15 protein-coding genes are annotated in these 18145 nt (G+C 61.9%); 9 read left to right on the forward strand and 6 right to left on the reverse strand.

Annotated elements, in window-relative coordinates; genetic code table 11:
• Positions 1–129 precede the first annotated feature (129 nt).
• Positions 130–2067 (reverse strand): hypothetical protein, encoded by a 1938-nt coding sequence (locus JNK74_24600; GenBank protein ID MBL7649371.1) that lies wholly within the window; start codon positions 2065–2067, stop codon positions 130–132.
• A 310-nt stretch (positions 2068–2377) separates the two neighbouring features.
• Between JNK74_24600 and JNK74_24605 the strand changes: the two genes are divergently transcribed.
• On the forward strand, positions 2378–3382 hold the full coding sequence (locus JNK74_24605; protein MBL7649372.1) for a dienelactone hydrolase: 1005 nt from the start codon (positions 2378–2380) through the stop codon (positions 3380–3382).
• A 9-nt stretch (positions 3383–3391) separates the two neighbouring features.
• Here JNK74_24605 and JNK74_24610 read toward each other — a convergent pair whose 3' ends face one another.
• The 4 genes from JNK74_24610 to JNK74_24625 all read right to left on the reverse strand — a co-directional run bounded on the left by JNK74_24610 (position 3392) and on the right by JNK74_24625 (position 7202).
• Entirely contained in the window at positions 3392–3634 is a 243-nt protein-coding gene (locus JNK74_24610) for a type II toxin-antitoxin system HicA family toxin (GenBank protein ID MBL7649373.1), read from the reverse strand.
• Positions 3622–3858, reverse strand: a complete 237-nt coding sequence (locus JNK74_24615; protein ID MBL7649374.1) for a type II toxin-antitoxin system HicB family antitoxin — start codon at positions 3856–3858, stop codon at positions 3622–3624. The genes JNK74_24610 and JNK74_24615 overlap by 13 nt, the downstream gene beginning before the upstream one ends.
• Positions 3859–3969: 111 nt before the next feature.
• Complete coding sequence (locus JNK74_24620; GenBank protein MBL7649375.1) at positions 3970–5019, reverse strand: Gfo/Idh/MocA family oxidoreductase; 1050 nt, start codon at positions 5017–5019, stop codon at positions 3970–3972.
• A 272-nt stretch (positions 5020–5291) separates the two neighbouring features.
• The gene (locus JNK74_24625; GenBank protein ID MBL7649376.1) at positions 5292–7202 is read right to left on the reverse strand and encodes a hypothetical protein; all 1911 of its coding nucleotides are present in this window, start codon (positions 7200–7202) and stop codon (positions 5292–5294) included.
• 328 nt (positions 7203–7530) lie between these two features.
• Between JNK74_24625 and JNK74_24630 the strand changes: the two genes are divergently transcribed.
• From JNK74_24630 to JNK74_24645, 4 genes are all read left to right on the forward strand, one after another.
• Positions 7531–8421: a ThuA domain-containing protein gene (locus JNK74_24630; protein MBL7649377.1), complete on the forward strand. Its 891-nt coding sequence runs from the start codon at positions 7531–7533 to the stop codon at positions 8419–8421.
• Between the two features lie 92 nt (positions 8422–8513).
• Positions 8514–8918, forward strand: a complete 405-nt coding sequence (locus JNK74_24635) for a hypothetical protein (GenBank protein MBL7649378.1) — start codon at positions 8514–8516, stop codon at positions 8916–8918.
• A 63-nt stretch (positions 8919–8981) separates the two neighbouring features.
• On the forward strand, positions 8982–10352 hold the full coding sequence (locus JNK74_24640; GenBank protein MBL7649379.1) for a Gfo/Idh/MocA family oxidoreductase: 1371 nt from the start codon (positions 8982–8984) through the stop codon (positions 10350–10352).
• Positions 10353–10590: 238 nt separating this feature from the next.
• Positions 10591–11424 carry an HAD-IIB family hydrolase gene (locus JNK74_24645; GenBank protein ID MBL7649380.1) on the forward strand — a complete coding sequence of 278 codons (834 nt, stop codon included), beginning with the start codon at positions 10591–10593 and terminating at the stop codon, positions 11422–11424.
• A gap of 56 nt (positions 11425–11480) precedes the next feature.
• Here the strand turns inward: JNK74_24645 and JNK74_24650 are convergent, their stop codons facing one another.
• Positions 11481–12272 (reverse strand): SDR family oxidoreductase, encoded by a 792-nt coding sequence (locus JNK74_24650; GenBank protein ID MBL7649381.1) that lies wholly within the window; start codon positions 12270–12272, stop codon positions 11481–11483.
• Between the two features lie 153 nt (positions 12273–12425).
• On the opposite strand from JNK74_24650, the gene JNK74_24655 reads away from it, so the two are divergent.
• The 4 genes from JNK74_24655 to JNK74_24670 all read left to right on the forward strand — a co-directional run bounded on the left by JNK74_24655 (position 12426) and on the right by JNK74_24670 (position 18045).
• Positions 12426–15449, forward strand: coding sequence for a hypothetical protein (locus JNK74_24655; protein ID MBL7649382.1), 3024 nt, complete (start codon positions 12426–12428; stop codon positions 15447–15449).
• 162 nt (positions 15450–15611) lie between these two features.
• A complete protein-coding gene (locus JNK74_24660) occupies positions 15612–17246 on the forward strand; it encodes a hypothetical protein (GenBank protein ID MBL7649383.1) in 1635 nt (544 codons plus the stop codon).
• Between the two features lie 84 nt (positions 17247–17330).
• Positions 17331–17555 carry a hypothetical protein gene (locus JNK74_24665; GenBank protein MBL7649384.1) on the forward strand — a complete coding sequence of 75 codons (225 nt, stop codon included), beginning with the start codon at positions 17331–17333 and terminating at the stop codon, positions 17553–17555.
• Complete coding sequence (locus JNK74_24670) at positions 17545–18045, forward strand: PIN domain-containing protein (GenBank protein MBL7649385.1); 501 nt, start codon at positions 17545–17547, stop codon at positions 18043–18045. Before JNK74_24665 ends, JNK74_24670 begins: the two co-directional genes overlap by 11 nt.
• Positions 18046–18145 lie beyond the last annotated feature (100 nt).

The following is an 18145-nucleotide window of genomic DNA, read 5'->3' on the forward strand; positions in this document are numbered from 1 at the left end:
AGAAAATATCGGACGCCGTGGATGCACTCAAAATACTGGCCACCGCACAGGCTGCACCAAACTGGGGATAGCTCAGCCCCCGGTCGGGACGGGGTGGCACCGTCCGAGAACAGTCTCAGCGGCGGCGTCCTACGCCCGTACTGGCGTCGAAAGCCCCTCGGGCGACACACGGGCGGGTCTGCCCTCGACAAGATGAGTCAGATCCTCCACAAGATCTTCAAGCTGTCTCGCCTGTCCGGACAGTGTTTCGCTCGCGGCGGCGGATTTCTCGGAATTCCCCGCATACTGGTGCACAATATCGCTCATTTCCGACAGGACGACGTTGATCTCGCGTATCCCTTCCAATTGAAGTCGACTCATGGAACCCACCTCGGCGACAATCGCCTCCACCTCATCGGTCGCCCCGCCGATCTGTTGCAGGTGTGCGGCGACATCTCCGTGAACTTCGACTCCCGTCCGGGCGCTTCCCCGCACACGCTCAATCATGTCGGCGGTGTCTTTGGCCGCCGCCTCACTCCGCAGCGCCAGGTTTCGCACTTCATCCGCCACGACGGCAAAGCCGGCGCCGGCGGCTCCCGCGCGCGCCGCCTCGACGGCCGCGTTGAGCGCAAGAAGATTGGTCTGGTGGGCGATGTCGTTTATGGAGCGCACGATGGTCGCCGTTTTTTCCGAGGCGGTCTGGATATCATTGACGGCACAGGTTAGACGCGACATCTCCTCCTGGCATGCTTTCGCAGTATTCTGGGCTGTTCGGGCGCAGTGTACGGCCCGGTCCGCCCCCCGAGCGTTCTGCTCGGAGATGTTGGTTATTCTGCGGAGTGCTTCCGAGGTTTTCTCGGCGCAAGCCGACTGTTCGGATGCGCCTTCGGCGATCCGCCTGCCCGCGCCGGACAGCGCATCGGAGGCGTCTTCTATTTCCACCGACGCGAGGATCAGGTCGTGAGCGATGGAACGCACACCCATGCTCACCCCGAGAACAATATAAGAGAGCACGGCGGCCAATAGCGCCACAATGAGCGCGGATCCGCCCGCGATTCCCCAATTCAGGCGCCGGAGCGCCGCATTGCCCTGTGCTTCCACATTCTTCACCGAAGCCTGAAACTCACTTACATTCTGCGCCAGAAGATTTACCCCAACCGGACGGCCCGAGTAGTCGATCACCGGAAATGCGGTGAGATTCCAGTGTCCGGCCGTTTCGGAAACCCGCCCCGCCAATCCGTCTTGGAGGATGGACGGAGTAACCAGTTGGCCCAGCAGCTCGTCGTTCGTGGAGGCGCAGCGGACGAAGGACTCGCCCACGCGGGGATAGAGAGTCTCATCGGCGAGTTTGGGCGCGATATCCAGATACTTTGTTTCCATATAGGTCGCGAGTTCATTGCTCTCCGACTCTTTGAGAAGGTCCAGCAATGGCGTAAAGGAGAATATGATCTCGTTCGTGCCCAGTATCGTCCCGTCACCCGCCACTATAGGGCAGACACCCCGGAGCGCGAACCCGCCCCGACCGATTTCCATTCCCTTGACCGACTTGCCCGTCGATCTTGCGTCGCCAATGGTCTCGCGAAATCCGGATATGTCATCGGACACGTCCAGTTTCTGCCCGTCCCGCACAATCTGCCAGCCTTTCTGCCAGAGCCGGACCAGACTGCGCTCCGTCGGCAGGTGAAAATGCAACTGAAGCTCGGGGAGACCGGTTCGAGCACAGTATCCGGCAACGTAGGGGCCCAGGGCGGTGCGAAGGAGTTCGCGGGCGGACTGACAACTCGGGTCGTTCTCATCGTCCATGTTTCCCTGGCCAGCCAGGCGGTAGGCATCCTGAACCACGGGGACCTCGGTGAAGAGCGACGCAATCTGTAACGCCCGGTCCTCAATGGCCGATTTATAGGTCTCGTACTGCGCGATTTTCGTCGATGCGTTGGCGAAGATGCGCCGGTCGGAGGCGTGGCGCGCCGACTCCACCTGTACATCGATCAGGCCCCGCACGGTCGAGAGAACCGCGAAATAGGTGAGAACGCCGGCACCGCAAAGAACCAGCACACTTGGGAATAAAATGCGGAATCGCAGGCTCATGGCAGGTAGTCCCTCCAGTGATGAACCTTTGCAAAATTAGAACCCCGTGTACCAATAGTCTAGCATAACTAGTTCAAGAGCGCGAGCCTGATTTCGGGCTCCCATCGACCGACCGAGTCCGGCGTTTATCGGCGCTCCGCATACACCATCTTGACCCGCATTCCAGTGTATCCCGTGCGGTCGCCACCGGCGGAAGCGACGCGGGACAAGGGAACCGGGGTCGAAGACTGGTGTTCAATCCATCGATTGCGAAGCGTCGAATGCTCGACTTTGCTTCTTTTTCCCGAATTTGTGACTCGGAGCGTATCAGATGTTTACCCATACAGCCTTGCGCGCGCTAGCCCTGACTTTTCTCCTTCTGCCCGGTGCCCTGGCGCGTGTCGCCGCCGAAGCGCCCGCGCCCTATGATCCCCTGGCGGCGCCCGGCATCGACACCGTGTCCACGAAGGACTTCACCATCACGGATCAGGCCCGCAGCCGCGATATACCCATCCGAGTTTACGCATTGCCCGAAACCCAGAATGCACCCCTGGTCCTCTTCAGTCATGGTCTGGGCGGCTCGCGGGAAAACGGCGCCTACCTCGGTAATCACTGGGCGGCCCGGGGCTATGTCTGCGTTTTTATGCAGCACGCGGGCAGCGACGAGTCCGTCTGGAAAGACGCGGGCCGGGGGCAGCGGCTGAATGCCATGCGCGATGCCGCCAGCGGCGAAAACCTCATGCTGCGAATCAAGGACGTGCCCGCCGTAATCGATCAGCTCACCGTTTGGAATCAGGAACCGGGACACGTCCTGGCGGGCCGCATGGACCTGGCGCACATCGGCATGTCGGGCCATTCCTTCGGCGCGGTGACGACTCAGTCCGTGAGCGGCCAGGTGGCGGCCCGGGGCTTGATCAATGGCACCGATCCCCGCATCCAGGCCGCCTGCGCCTTCAGCCCGAGCAGCCCCCGCGCGGGCAGTGTCGACGCGGCCTTCGGCAGTGTCCGGATCCCCTGGATGCTGATGACGGGCACGGAAGACGTCTCACCCATCGGCGGGATCGATGTGCCGTCGCGGCTGGCCGTGTTTCCGGCACTGCCTGCCGGCGGAAAGTATGAGGTGGTGCTCTTCGGCGCGAAGCACGGCGCCTTTGGCGATGGTTCCCAGCGACGTCTGGACGGGGCGCGCAATCCCAACCACCACAAGGTCATCCTCGCGCTGAGCACGGCCTTCTGGGATGCTTACTTGAAGAAGGATGAGTCCGCGAAGGCCTGGCTCGATGGCGACGGGCCGAAAAGCGTGCTGGAGGAAAAGGACCGCTGGCAGCGAAAGTGATATCTGAGTTCAGCGGTAAAAGTGTGGTTGAAGGTCTTCCGCTGAAATATAGCGGCTTGCTTGCCGGATGATGGCGCGGAGCGTTCCCGTGTCAAGTTCTGAGTGATCGGGAATGACGAGCGTTTCGCGTTCTCCACCCTGTCCAGTCCGTCTCAGTTTTATATGGCTTCCCCGTTGTGAGACTTCTTCAAATCCGAAGTCACGCAGGACGGATATGACCTCCCGCCCTGACATCCGTTTCAGGCCAGGCACGCTGTTTCGAGCTCGATTGTGACGACGACGGTGGGATTGGGGGCAAGGCCAAGGGAAGCCAGATCTTCACCGTCAAGGTAGAGATCGGCAGCCTCTTTCAAATTGCGGACCGTTTCGTCCAAAGTCATACCCTGAGTCACAATCGGCACTTCCAGGCACTCGGCCACATAACCCGACTGGTCACCGGGCCGAACCGATGCCATGATGATGTGCTTAAGGCGCATTACATTATCTCCATGCGTTCTTCTTACGGGCCTGAAGTAAGTCTAACACAACGGCTGTTTCTGCAAGACGTTGCATCTAAGGATGCGAGTGAAGACACCCTGCAGAATCCATCAATCCCCCGCCGCCCGGAGCACGGTCCGCTGCACGGTGTAATCATGCCCGTAGCTGTAGGGGAACGGCCGTTCGCCCCGAATTGATGCCGCAAGCTCGGCCAAGTCCAGTACGTGGCGCTCGAGATCGGGGAACGCGATATCCGTCACGCCCGCCTTGTGCTCCCCGTGGGCATTGCGCAGGGCGAGGCGCGCCGTCGCGGGTTCCAGCGGCTCCAGCGTGATGGTTCCATTCGAGCCGGCAACCTTGAAGCGACGTCCCCCGCCCGCCTGGGGCTCGCGCGCGGCGCACTCCACCACGGCCATGGCGCGATCATACTCCAGCACCGCGAGCGTGTTGTCGGCCAGCGTGTCGTCAATATCCGTGTCATGGCGGATGAAGGGTGTCACCGTCTTTGGCTCGCCCAACAGCAGCACGATCATGTCGATAAGGTGGCAGCCCAGCTCCAGCATGATCCCGCCGGGATGGATGTTGATGCCGTTGCGCTTCTCCCGCGTCAGATCGGTGCACATGCTGGCGTGGATGGAATGGACATGGCCCAGGGCGCCTTCCGCGATCATCTTGCGGACGAAGTCGAAACCGGGGTTGTAGCGAAACATGTAGCCCATCTGCACGAGTAGCGACCGGCCCTTCGCCGAGTCCAGCAGGCCGCGAAACTCGCTCAGATTGGTGCCCGCCGGCTTGTCCATATGCAGGTGCTTGCCCGCGTCCACGACCGCCCGGCCAAAAGGCACAAGACGCGTCACATTGCTCTCGACCGCCACCATTTTGATGTCGGGATTGCCGAGCAATTCCTCCTGCGAAAGCCACGTCACGCCTTGCAGTGCTTCCTCGCCGGCGTATCGCGTCCGCATCGCCTCGTCCGGCTCGCACACGCCAGCCAGAGTGAAATCGGGCGACGCCCGCAACACCTTCACAATATCCATGGCGTGCGCATGGCCCAAACCAAGCACGGCGCAGGGCATTGGTGATTTCGCAATGCCCTGTGCAATGACTTGCGTTGCCAATAGCGCGCCCGTCGCGCCGCTGATAAATTCACGTCGGTTCATTGGGAATACTCCTTTTCCCGCTCAAAGGTGTCGGAAATCGTGCCGCGCGATCCGGCAACGCCGGTTCGTGTGCCAATTGTGACGAGTGCTTGATAACGCCGACACTGGCCTGGGCGAGCGCCGCACTCCTTATCATCTCGCATTCCCGACGCTCGTTTTGGCTTTCAAACATTACTCGAGGTTCCTCCCCGACGGGCACACGAACCGGCGTTGCCGGATCGCGTGGCACGACCTGAAGTGCCTCCTCTCACCAATTTATTCGCCAGCCCCGGTTATGGATTCGTCGTTGGCAGCCCGTAGCTGTACAAGTGCGAACCGCTGCCGAAGAAAATGCGGCCGTTCAGCATATCGCCACCCGGACCGATGGGCACCGGGGATTCGGCGATCAAATTCAGGGCATGGCTGGCCAGATCCACTTGCACGATGCCCTTTTGAAACAGCATGTACAGCGCGCCATTCGGTGCTGGGACGAAGACCCGAGGGCCCTGATGCGATATCGTGGAGCCCACCGTTTCTTTCGTGTCGAACTGATGTAGAAAGGTCCGGGTTGCCGGGTCGAACAGGAAGAAATAGCGCTGATCCGCCACGCCATAAACGAGCCCTTTGTCGGTGGTGTACAGGTCCGTATAGCTCTGCGCGCCGGGGATGAGCGGGGCGTGCCACTCCACCGCTTTGGTGGCCATGACCATGATGTACAACTCCGCCACCTGGGCCTTCTGTTCGCCGCCCGTGCCCGCGCTTGTTGTGGTACCGCCGAGGAGCTTGCCGCCCGGCAAAGCCGCCAGACTCATGGTCGAATGCTCCGGCAGGATGGCGCTGTGCTCCACCAGCACCTGCTCCTTCGTGGCGCGGTTCCAGAAGAGGAGTCCGCCGCCCGTGTAGCCATAGCCCGGCGTGCCCGCAAGCACGAGCTGGTTGCCGTCCGGGTGCGCCAGCAGATCGTGGGGGCGGTGAATGGCCGGTGACACTTCGGTGAGGTATTCGGGATTCTTGCCGGTTTCGCCCTTCACGGTGGGAATCCACTCCGCCGCCGGATTCCATTCGAGCAGGAATCCCCCGCCATAGCCGCCCACGAAAAATCGGTCGCCCTGCCGCACAACGGTATTCCACTGACCGTAGCTTTCCCGGTTTACCCACTGGTCCGTCTCCGGGTTGTAGCTGAAGAAGCGCATGGGAAAGGCCGTGCCGCCCGCGATGGTGTTGTCCGGCGCCGTGGCGATGCCCATGATGTGGGCGCCTTCGCTGGTGTAGTCGAACGTATGCTTCGTGACCGAGCCCGTTGCCGGATCCTCGATCTCCAGGATGCGCTCCACCGTGTCGCAGGTCTTCAGCACTTTCCCATCGGGGAAGTTGCGATGAAACAAAGACTGACTCTCCGTGATGATTGGCTTCGGGTTAATCGTGGGCTTTGCGATGGGTGTGGCGACGCCCTTGTACAGTTCATACCAGAGATCCGCCGGGCCGCCATTGCCGTACACCTTGCCGTTCACATCCCGCACCACGGTTCCGGCGCCGGTAATGCGCCTGTCCTCCGGGACGATGGGTGTTGCCGCGCGCGTCACCGGGTCAAAGGCAATGATCTGACTCGCGGTGCTGCCGATGCCAAAATAGAGCCTGCCCGCGTCGTCCGCCGCCACGGTCCTCTGATATTGACGCCAGTTCTGCTTGTATACGTGGCCGTAGTCCGTGAAAGTGTCGGTGGCCGGGTCGAAGGACACCACCCCGCTGTCGGGGTAGGTCACCGACCAGATCACGCCCTTGTCGTCCTCCGTCATGCCCATGGCCATCTGGGGGGCCGTCTGGGTGTGAAAGGTGAAGGCCCGCGCCGCCGGATCAAATTCCGCGAAGTAGCCGTTGAAGTGGGTGTAGAATTTGTTCTTGCTTGACAATATAGAGGCGTAAGGGCAATCGCCGCCGGGGGGAAAGGGCATGGGGTACTGTTCGGCTTTGCCCGTGGCCGCGTCGATCATGAGCAGCGCGTAACCGCCCGTGTGGTCAAAGAGCCACACCAGCACCACGTTCTTTCCCTCGCCATCCACCGTGGCCACCGTGCCCCGGTGATTGCTCACGGGCGTGGCCACGCCGTGATCCAGGAAGCCATTCCCCAGATCGACGGGCGCGCCGACGGCAGACAGGGCGAGCAGGGCCAACAAGGTGGCAACGAGCAGCAGAGAAATTTTCATGGCAGGGCAAGACTCCGTGGATGCAAGGCTACGCAGACAAGTCATCTTAGCGGACCCCGGGCCAAAAAGAAAACCGCCTGCAGGCAGGGGAAACGGAGCCACAAAGAACGCAAAGCGCACAAGAAGAGGGTGAGTGTTTGTGCTTCTTGAGGGTACCCAGTTCTCCTGCCTTCTTGATTCGCGTTAATTTGCGTCCGTTCGCGGTTCCTGCCCTCTTCCCGCTGTCCCCCGGGAATTCTTCTTGATCGCACCGCGTCTCCCGGCATAGAGTGATCGGGATTGTCCCAGGAGAGATTCCCGCGCTATACGCGGGTTGAGCAAGGAGATTATGATGCGTTACCTCATTGCCGCCGTTGCGGCCCTCTATCTGTCCGCCGCGCTGATGCCTGCGGCGTCCGCCGCCGAGAAAACCAAGATTGTCTTTATCGCGGGGAAACCCAGCCATGCGCCGGGCGACCACGAGCACCGGGCCGGCTCCATGCTGCTGGCCAAAGCGCTGAACGAGAGCCCGCTCAATATCGACGCCCAGGTCACGTATTACGGGTGGCCGGCGGATGCCAGTATCCTCGAAGGCGCCGCCACCATTGTTGTCTATTGCGACGGTGGCGAGGGCCATCTGCTCAATGACCACTTCGCGGAATTCCAGCCCCTCATGGACAAAGGCGTGGGCCTCGTCTGCCTCCACTATGCCGTGGAAAACACCAAGGGCGAGCGGGGCGACAAGTTCCTCGAATGGCTCGGTGGTTACTTCGAGCCCCATTGGTCCGTGAATCCCCACTGGGACGCCGACTACAAATCCATGCCATCGCACCCCATCACCTCCGGCGTGCCGCCCTTTCCGATCAACGACGAGTGGTACTTCCACATGCGCTTCCCCGAGGGTATGAAAGGCGTCACGCCCATCCTCACCACCCTGCCGCCCGCGTCCACCATGGAGCGCCCCGACGGCCCGCACAGCGGCAATCCCGACGTGCGCAAGGCCATCGCAAACGGCGAAGAGCAGCATATGGCCTGGGCCTTCGACCGGCCCAACGGCGGTCGCAGCTTCGGCTTCACCGGTGGTCACTTCCACCGCAACTGGCAGAACGACCACTTCCGCACCCTCGTGATGAATGCCATCGTGTGGACGGCCAAGCTCGATGTGCCCGAAGGCGGCGTGCCGTCGAAGACCCCGACGGATGACGAGATGAAAGCCAATCTGGACGACAAGAAAAAATAAGGCCCGCAGCAGGCCTGCGCTTCTAACGCTGTTCGTACGGATGTTCCGTCGCAGCAATCCACAGTTCCCTGTCAATTGAAGGAGCCGACTGAATGATCTCTTCGAAATTCTTCTGGATGCCCATGATCGCCGTTGTACTGGCCGGCTGCTCCCAGCCCGCTCCCAGTGCCCCCGAATCCGCGGGTGGCGCTGCGACGGGACCCGCCCCCGCCGCACAGGCCACGTTTGCCGCCGCAGTGCAGCCTATCGTGGCCCAGCGCTGTGCCAAGTGTCACGTGGAAGAATCGAAGGGTCAGTATTCACTGGCGTCGCTGGAATCGGCGCTGGCGGGCGGAAAGAACGGCGCCGCGGTGGTTGTCCCCGGTAATGGCGAAGGCAGCCTCTTGTACCAGATGGTCGCCGGGACGACCGAGAAGCGTATGCCCCCCAAAGGCGAGCCCCTCTCGGCCGAGGATGTCGCCACCATCAAGAGCTGGATCGACAGCGGCGCACATTGAACGCGCCGAAGGGTTAGCGCACCCGTCCCAGGGGCGGCCGTGCAAATTGGAGAGAGCAATCCCATGAGCAGTCACGATCAATCAAAATCGCCAACGTCCGCCGTCGGCCAGCCCCGGCGCACTTTTCTGAAGTCTGCCGCCATCGGCGCGGGCCTGCTGATCCTCCCCAGCGGCACCCGCACCGGCGCCGCCGCCCCGAGCAACAAGCTGAACATCGCCCTCATCGGTGCCGACGGCCGCGGCCGCGCCCACTACGAGGCCCTGCTCGAAGAGAACGTCGTCGCCATCTGCGATGTGGACGAAACCCATCTCGACTTCGCCGCCCAGACCTTTCCGGACGCCAAACGTTATGTAGACTGGCGGGAGTGCCTGAGCCATCCCGAGCTGGACGCCATTGTTTGCTGCACGACGGACCAGACCCACGCCTTCATCGCCAATTGGGCCCTGAAGCGTGATTTGCACGTGTACTGCGAAAAGCCCCTCGCGATCAGCGTGGAGGAAGCCCGGCTTGTCCGCGATACCTATCGCACGAAAAAAGGCAAGCTGGCCACGCAGGTCGGCATGCAGCGCCACGCCTATGACAATTTCAACCGTGTCCGGGAAATGATTCTGGACGGCGCCATCGGTGAATTGAAGGAAGTGGACGTGTGGGGCAACCGCCAGATACCGAAGCCCGGTTATCTGCCCGCCGCCGGCGATCCGCCGAAGACCCTGCACTATGATCTCTGGATCGGGCCAACCCCCTTCCATCCCTACAACCCCGAGTATTTCTCCGGGAAGCCCGGAGCAAACTGCCTCCAGTGGAACATGTACTGGGACTTCGGCGCCGGTCAGGTGGGCGATATGGGCAGCCACATCATGGACCTCGCGTGGAATGCCATCGACGCCACCCTGCCCACCTCCGCGCTCGGCGTGGGGGAGGCCTTCAATCCCGACGTGACCCCCGTCCGCATGACCTCCACCTTTGAACACCCGGCCAACGACTGGCGACCCGCCATCCAGGTCAAGTGGCATCAGGGCGGTGACATGCCCAAATCTCCCATCGAGTACGTGGATTTGAACAAGATCAACCATGGCGTCATGTTCCGCGGGGAAAGCGGTTACCTCATCGCCGGCTTCGAAAACCGGATCCTGTATCCCTCGGGCGCCAAGGACGGCCTCACCTACTACAAACCCCGCAAGGAGGAGGATCTCCTCCCGCCCCTGGGCCACTTCCAGAAACAGTGGCTCAACGCCTGTCGCGGCGACCTCAAGACCTCCTGCGACTTCGAATACAGCGCCAACATGATTGAGCAGTTGCTCCTGGGTCTCGTGGCCTACCGCCACGGCGAAAAGGTCGATTACGACGGCGCGACCGGGCGAATCACCAACAACGAAGCGGCCAACAGCCTGCTCAAGCGCACCTATCGCGACGGCTGGACGCTGGAAGGGTAAGGCGGTCCCGCCAAGCGGGTCTCGCGGCGGTGAAGGTCGAAGGACCTAAGGGACCGAAGGGACTTAAAGGACCAGAGGGACTGAATCACAACGATTCAGTCCCTCGGCCTTTCGGTATCTCCGCTTTTCTCTCGTCCCTTATGTCCTTTATGTCCTCAGTCCTTCAGACCCGTCAAAGCGCTTCCAGTGCGCATAGTCTTGGGCACAATCAGGTACAGTACCCAAAAGGAACCCCAACGTGACCCCAGAGACCTTCCCGTACCGCCTTGCCGCCATTGATATCGACGACACCCTCGTAGGGCGCGACAAGCAGATTAGTTCGGAAAACAAAGCCGCAGTTCATACCCTCCAATCCCTTGGCTGTCGCATTATTCTGGCCACAGGCCGCCGCCATGCCAACGCCCTGTCCAACGCACACCTCCTCGGCCTTGACGATTTCGTTGTTTCCACCCAGGGCGCTCGAACCGAGCACACGCGCACGGGCGAAGTCATACACACCGCCACGCTGGAACCAGCCGACGCGCGCTCCCTCATCATCGAGGGCCGCGAGCGGGGCTTTACCACCCTGCTCTGGCTCAAAGACGAGATTGTCGCCGAAGGCGCGGATCGCTGGATCCAGCACTATTACGACGAAACCCACGACGATCCCGTTACGCTGGCGGATCCGCTGGACTACCTCGACCAGCCCTTGGAAAAAGTCGTGTGGCTCCAGGAAACGCTTGAAGTGCATGGCGCGCAGGTGGAAATGGCAACGCGCGCGGCGGGCCGATTCAATGCGCTCATGACGACTAACCACTCCCTGGAGTTTACCGCGCCACGCGCCAACAAAGACGATGGTGTGGCGGCGGTTGCCCGCTATTACAACATCCCACGGGACGCCGTGCTCGCCTTTGGCGATGGCCACAACGACGTGTCCATGCTTGCCTGGGCCGGACTCGGCATTGCCATGCCTCACGGTCGCAATGCCGCCCAGGTCGCCGCCGATCTCGTCGCGCCCGACGGCGATCACCGAAGCGCTCTCGCCCGAGGCATCGGTGAAGTGATCAAGCGCAGTGGGCTCGCGGTGGCATAGGAGGAACAGGTCCCCACGTGGATGCGCCAAGGTGACCACGATTGCTCCTCGATGTCCTAATACAGCCCGTGCCCCGCGCCACCGTCCAGCGGGATGGCCACGCCCGTAAGAAACGAAGCGCGCTCGGAGGCAAGAAAGGCCACCAGCGCGCCGTACTCTTCGGGCCTGCCCACACGCCCCACCGGGATCGACGTACCAACGGCGCGCAGCTCCGCCTCCGGCGTCCGTCCCGAAGCCGCCGCGCGCGCCTGGCACAGGGCGTGTAAGCGGTCCGTTTCGAAAGCGCCCGTGCACACACTGTTCACCAGCACGCCCTCGCTTGCAACCTCGCCCGAAAGCGTCTTCAGATACCCGGTGAGCCCCGGCCGCATGATGTTTGAAAGCACCAGATTGGGAATCGGCTCCCGGACCGACTGGGACGTCACCGCCACAATACGACCCCACCTGCGCTCGCGCATCCAGGGCAGCACCGTGGTAATGGCGCGTACGGCCGATTTCAGCGTCAGCGCGTAGGCCTGATCCAGCAGTTCCATGGTCACGTCCGCCGCGCGCCCGGCCGGGGGGCCGCCCGCATTGGTCACCAGAATATCCACCGCACCGAAGTGCTTCCGAACCCCATGCAGGTGGGCCGCCACCGCATCACCGTCGGAGACGTCCAGAGCCTCCCCCATGATATGGTCGCCAAAGCGCTCCCCCAGTTCGTCCAGCGTGCTCCGGAGCCTGCCCGGGTCGCGACCCGAAAGGGCCACCCGCGCGCCCTCCTCCGCCAGCGCCGTGGCCACCGCGCGGCCCAGTCCGGCGGAAGAGGCCAGCACCACGGCACAGCGTCCCTCAATCCCAAGATCCATGCTCCATTCCTCCCGGCCTGGACGTGTTGTCCGCCATTCCGTCGAAAAGACTCAATGCAGGGGATATGCTACCATTCATGGTCCGGCGCGGGATACTTCGCGGTTCCCGCCCCTTCACGGGAAGGGAGGCACGGCCAGACTGGGAGAGATTCGATGAACCTGCGTATCCACACTGCATTAATTCGAAACGCATGCCTCGCCGTCGCTCTGGTGGCCCTGGCCGACCCGGCACCCGGCGCCCCACTGGACCGCGAGGCCTTCGCCAATCCCCCCACGGACTGCCGTCCCCAGACGCGCTGGTGGTGGCATGGAAATGCCCTCACCAAAGACGATATCTCTCGCCAGCTCCGCGAAATGAAGGCCCAGGGCCTCGGCGGCGCCGAACAGATTACCATGGACGAGGTCTATGAAAAGGGCAACATGCTCTACCTCTCGCCTGAGTATTTTGAGCTTGTCAAACATGCCGTGGCCGAGGCCAAATCCCTCGGCATGACCCTCTCCCTCAACTTCGGCGGTCCCGGCTGGATCTGGGGGGGCGACTGGGTGCCGGAATCGATGCGGACGCGATGTCTCCTGGCCAGCATGGTGAATGTTTCAGGCCCGGCCCGCTTCGACGCTCCGCTGTCGCTGGAGGCGGCGGTTAACCCTCGAGATCTTCCCCGTTCCTTCCCCGAGATTCTCCCCGAAGATAAGCTCGTAGCCGTGGTCGCGGGCCGCGTGGCCCACGGCGTGTTGGATCCCGACACGTTCCAGATCCTGACCGACCGCGTACAGGATCGCCAGCTCACGTGGGAAGTCCCCGAAGGCGACTGGCGCATCATGGCTTTCTGGTCCACCATTCCCGAGGGCAGCAACGCCGTGAACCATCTCGACACGGAGGCCATGAAATTCTACGTCGAAACCCTCGGCCAGCACTTCGTCGACGCTCTGGGGCGCGAACTGGGCGCCACGGTGGAATCCCTCTTCGGCGACAGCTTCGAGGTCCCCATCCACCGTAATGGCATCTACTGGGCCGATTCTCTGCCCGAGCAGTTCAAGGCGCGCAAAGGTCAGGATCTGATCCCGCTCCTGCCCGCCTTGTGGTGGGATGCGGGGGAGAGGACCGGCGGTGCGCGCTACGCGGTGAACGAAATGCTCCACCACCAGGGCATGGTCGCCTTCTTCAACACTTTCAACGCCTGGTGCCAGGCCCACGGCGTCAAGAGTCGCATCCAGCCCTACGGCTTCGTCACCGACAACCTCGAGGGCGCGGGGCATTCTGACATACCGGAGATGGAGATCACGGCGGGGGAGAAGGACGCCGTACCCTGGTTCGACACGCGCATCGGACCCCGCGAATACGTCGCCTCGGGCGCCCACATCTACGGGCGCAACATCGTCTCCGTCGAGGCCTACACCTATCTCCACTGGGAACCCTACCGCGCCACGCTGGAAGAGCTGAAAATCACCAGCGACACCTTTCTCCGCGCGGGCGCGAACCGCTTCAATAACCACGGCTTCATCGCGTCGCCCGAACGCGATATCGCGCCCACGCGCGGTTTCTACGCGGCCATTCACATCAGCCCGGACAACGTGTGGTGGCCGTACTATCACCACCTCAGCGACTACATCGCGCGAAGCTGTTATCTCCTGCGACAGGGGCGGCCTGTGGCCGATATCGCGATCTATGCCCCCACGGCGAGCCAGTGGACGAAAGACGCCCTCAACGCACGAAGCTGGACCCGCAGCTTCGACTGGGGTGAGCTGGGTCGGCTCCTCGTGAGCAATGGCTATCAATTCGACCTGGTGAACGACGAAGTGCTGCAGCGCAGGGCCGAGTTCGTTGGACCCGCCCTGCGCATCCAGAACAACGACTACCGCGTGATCATCCTCCCGAATATTGAAGCGATGCCGCTGGCGAGTCTGCGGCGCGTGGAAGCCTATGCGGAGCAGGGGGGCACGGTGATCGCCCTGGAACGTGCGCCGGAGGCGGCCTGCGACACTTTAAACGCGCCCGAAGAAAGTGTCGCGCTTCGCGCGGCGGTCTCAACGCTCTTCAGAAAATCCACGGGCCGAGACAATCTCGGACTGGAAGGGCCCTCAAGTAGGATGGCCTACGGCGCGGGCACGACCTACTGGCTCGAAAAAGTCATGGACCGGAGCAACATCCTCGACAGGCGCAGCGGTTCGCTGGATCCCTTTCTCCGCGCCCTAAACCGTCATGTGGCCCCCGACATGGCCATCGACTTTGTCCGCGAGGACCTGCGCGAAAACAACGGTCTGACCTTCACCCACCGCCGCATGGAGGGACGCGACCTCTACTTTGTCACAAACATCCAGGACCGTCCCATCGATATGCCCGTCGGCTTCCGCGTGACCGGTGCCGCGCCTTCGCTCTGGGATCCGATCTCGGGCAATGTCACACCGCTGCACCTGTGGGAAGAGCGCGACGGCGCCACCTGGCTGCCCCTGCGACTCGCTCCGTACGCGTCTACATTCGTCGTCTTTGAGGCGGGCGCGTCTCTGCCGCACGCCACCAGCACCACCCTCGATTCGGTTATTGATATCGACACCGAGTCGGCGGTCGGATGGACCAGCCGCGCGGGAGAGCACCGCGCGCGCCTTGCCAGTGGAGAAATGCTCCGGGCCAACGTGACGGGCGTACCCGCGCCCCTCGCGATCTCCGGCCCGTGGGAACTGGTTCTTTCGAGCGATTCGTTCACACCGTGGCGGACGGATCTGGAGGAACTCGAGTCGTGGACCGAGATTCCCGAAGCCCGGCATTTCAGCGGCACGGGGCGCCATGTGACGGCCTTTACGCTGCCCGAAGGTTACGAAAGCGACGATATCCGTCTCGAACTTGATCTTGGCGATGTGGGCAACGTCGCCGAGGTGGTAGTCAACGGAAAATCCGCGGGTGCCGTCTGGATGCGGGGCCAGTGCCTGGACATTACCTCGCTCGCGGTGGAAGGCACCAATCAACTCACTGTTCGCGTGACCAACACGCTCATCAACCGCGTTTCCGGATTGAAAGAATTTCCCCCCGTGCCCGAAGAGCTCCGCGAGCGCCTGGGGCGCGGTGTGCAGGACGATAACTCACCCGCCCATGCCCTCCTCGGCTACACCCCCCTGCCGCGCTCAGGCCTCCTGGGTCCGGTAGAAATTCGGGCATACAAGCGGGTGACGCTGCGGCGCTGAGACGCACGGCACCTGCTTCAACGACACTGCAGGGTTCGCCCCGACGAGCCAAAGGTCAATACACGACAAGTCGATCAATCCACGCCATTTCAGAAATCACTTTCGGCGGTTATACTCACCAAGTCAGTTTTTGTGTCCAACCGAGAAAAGAGAGTTCCGATCATGTTCGTCCCGCTCATATTCCGCGCCACATTGGCTATCGCCCTTGCATCGCTCTGCGCGTCCTCGGTCCACGCCGAAGACCGGCTCATGAAGCTCCAACCGACGCCATGGAGCATCGACGGACAGCCCATTCTCGGCACCTACGGCGCGGAGCGGGTGGAGGACCTCGAAAAAGTGCACGCCGTGGGTATGAATGTGATCCTCGCTGGCAAGACCGAGCTCGACATCACCTCGCCGGCTGGAAAGTACTGCTTCGAAAAGGGCATCAAGGTGCTGCCTCACCTCACTTCCCATATCTACCACGGCGTGCGCCTGCGCGAACCCGTCGACGCCGACCAGAAGGACATTCCCCTTCACTTCAGCGGCGGCCTTCCGAAATGGGAATCGCGGGTCATCGAGCTTGATGGCGAACTCATCCGCTACGAATCCATGAACGAGTCCGGACTCGTTGGTTGCGAGCGTGGCTTCAACGGCACCACGCCCGCAGAGCACCGCGAGGGCACCATCCTCTTCTGGCCCGAAGAATGCCGCGCGGAAGTCCAGGCCATCAAAGACTCGCCCAACCTCTTCGGCTACTACGTACTCGACGACAGCCCGGGCGACGCGCGCTCCGCCCTCCAGGCCATGTACAAAGTGCTGAAGGAGGTTGATCCCGTCCGGCCCGTCTGCGCGGGCTTCGGCGACGCCGGTTCCATCACCAATTTCGCGCCCGGCGTCTGCGATATCCTCTTCATCTACTGGTATCCCGTCAGCACCAACCGCTACCACCGCGAGCGCACGGCCCAGGAAGTCCAGCACATGCTCTCCGCCGCCCGCAGCCGGGTGCCTGGCGTGCCCTTCGTCGGGATCTACCATGCCTTCGACGGACGCCCCGCAAAGACGGGCCAGGGTCTGCCCACGCCCGAGCAGCTTCGCGAGCAGCTCGAAGACTTCGTCCGTGAAGGCGCCAGTGGCCTCGTCTCCTTCATCTGCCACAACGAAGTCGTTCCCGGCTGGGCCGACATCCCCTCGCTGGAGCCGCCGGTTACTCAGGCCATGAAAGAAATCCGCGAGACCGGCGGGCTCATGGTGCGCCCCGAAACCGAGAATATGGCCGCCCTTCGCCTACAGCCCCAGGGACACTGGGAAAAACCCAATCCCCTGCCCGGCTTTGTCCCCGCATGGCACGTCGCCGCACCCTTCGACGCCACCGGAACGCTCCTCGACACCCCCGTGTCCCCGGAAAAGGGTATCGATCCCAACGCAGTCTTCGATGTGCGCAACGGCAAAGCGAAATGGCGCGTGCACCCCACCACGGCGGGCACCCTCGGTTACTCAAACATCTACGGTGTCGAAAAGGAGGCCATCGCCTACGCCTGGTGCGACGTCACCAGCCCCACAGAGCAGCAAGTCCAGCTTCGCTTCTGCAGCGACGACGACGCCTGGGTCCGCGTCAACGGCAACGAAGTCGCCCGCTACACCGGCGTCAATGGGCTCGATTTCGACAAGGAGATCATCCCCATCACGTTGAAGAAAGGCGCGAACCGCATCGAAGTGAAAAACTGCAACCGCGCCGGCATGTGGGGCATATTTGCGCGGATTACCGACGTGGAGGGAAAAGCGCTGGAGGGGCTGGAGTTTTCGCCGGAGCGGTGAAGTGATGGGCGGTGCATGGCTCACCCTTTTTTGCGGGCTTTCGTGTACACTAAGGGAAAGGCCCACGGCGGAGACCAGAGTGCGATGAAATCGATTACGGTGCAGTTAGACGAACGTCTCATTGAGGCGGCGGAGGCGCGCGCGCGAAGCGAGCAAACGACACTGGATAGGCAGATCGAAATCTGGCTGGCGGACTATGCCGGGGAATCCCATCGCGCCCAGCAGGCGATGGCCGTCGTGGCTGCACTCCAGAGTAAATTGCGCACGGGTGGACGCAAGTTTACCCGGGATGAGATGAATGAGCGTTGACTTCTTTGATGCCAACATCTTCATCTACCTATTTGATGAAACAGACGCAGGAAAACGCCGGATCTCGGAGAATATCCTCGCGGAGGCGCTCATTCACGACACTGGGGCCATAAGTTTTCAGGTGGTCCAGGAAACCTTGAATGTCATTACGACCAGGCTGAAAGTCCCGGCCTCTACTGGAGACGCACTCCAATTCCTCGAAAAGGTCCTGACACCGCTTTGGAGGATAATGCCCAGTCGGGTGTTGTACTCCAGTGCTATCGCGATCCAGTCTCGCTATCGCTACAGCTTCTACGACGCACTCATCATTGCCGCGGCCCTTGAAGCAGGCTGCGCGCGGCTCCTGACCGAGGACATGCAGCACGGGCAGAAGATTGAGGGGCTGGTCATCGTTAATCCGTTTCTGGAGGCCGTTTTATCGGGTGATTTTGCCAGCATCGTGGCCCGGAATAATTCCGGGGTGATAAGCGACGTCAATGTGGTGAGATAACTAAGTGAGAGAGGGGGGCTCGATATGCATTCACCAGAGCTTCGCCCAAATCCATAAATCCTCGAATCGTGTTGCATTTTTCCCCAAAACTCGCTTAGAG

This window comes from Candidatus Hydrogenedentota bacterium (genome assembly GCA_016791475.1).
In the GTDB taxonomy this organism is placed as follows: Bacteria; Hydrogenedentota; Hydrogenedentia; order Hydrogenedentales; family JAEUWI01; genus JAEUWI01.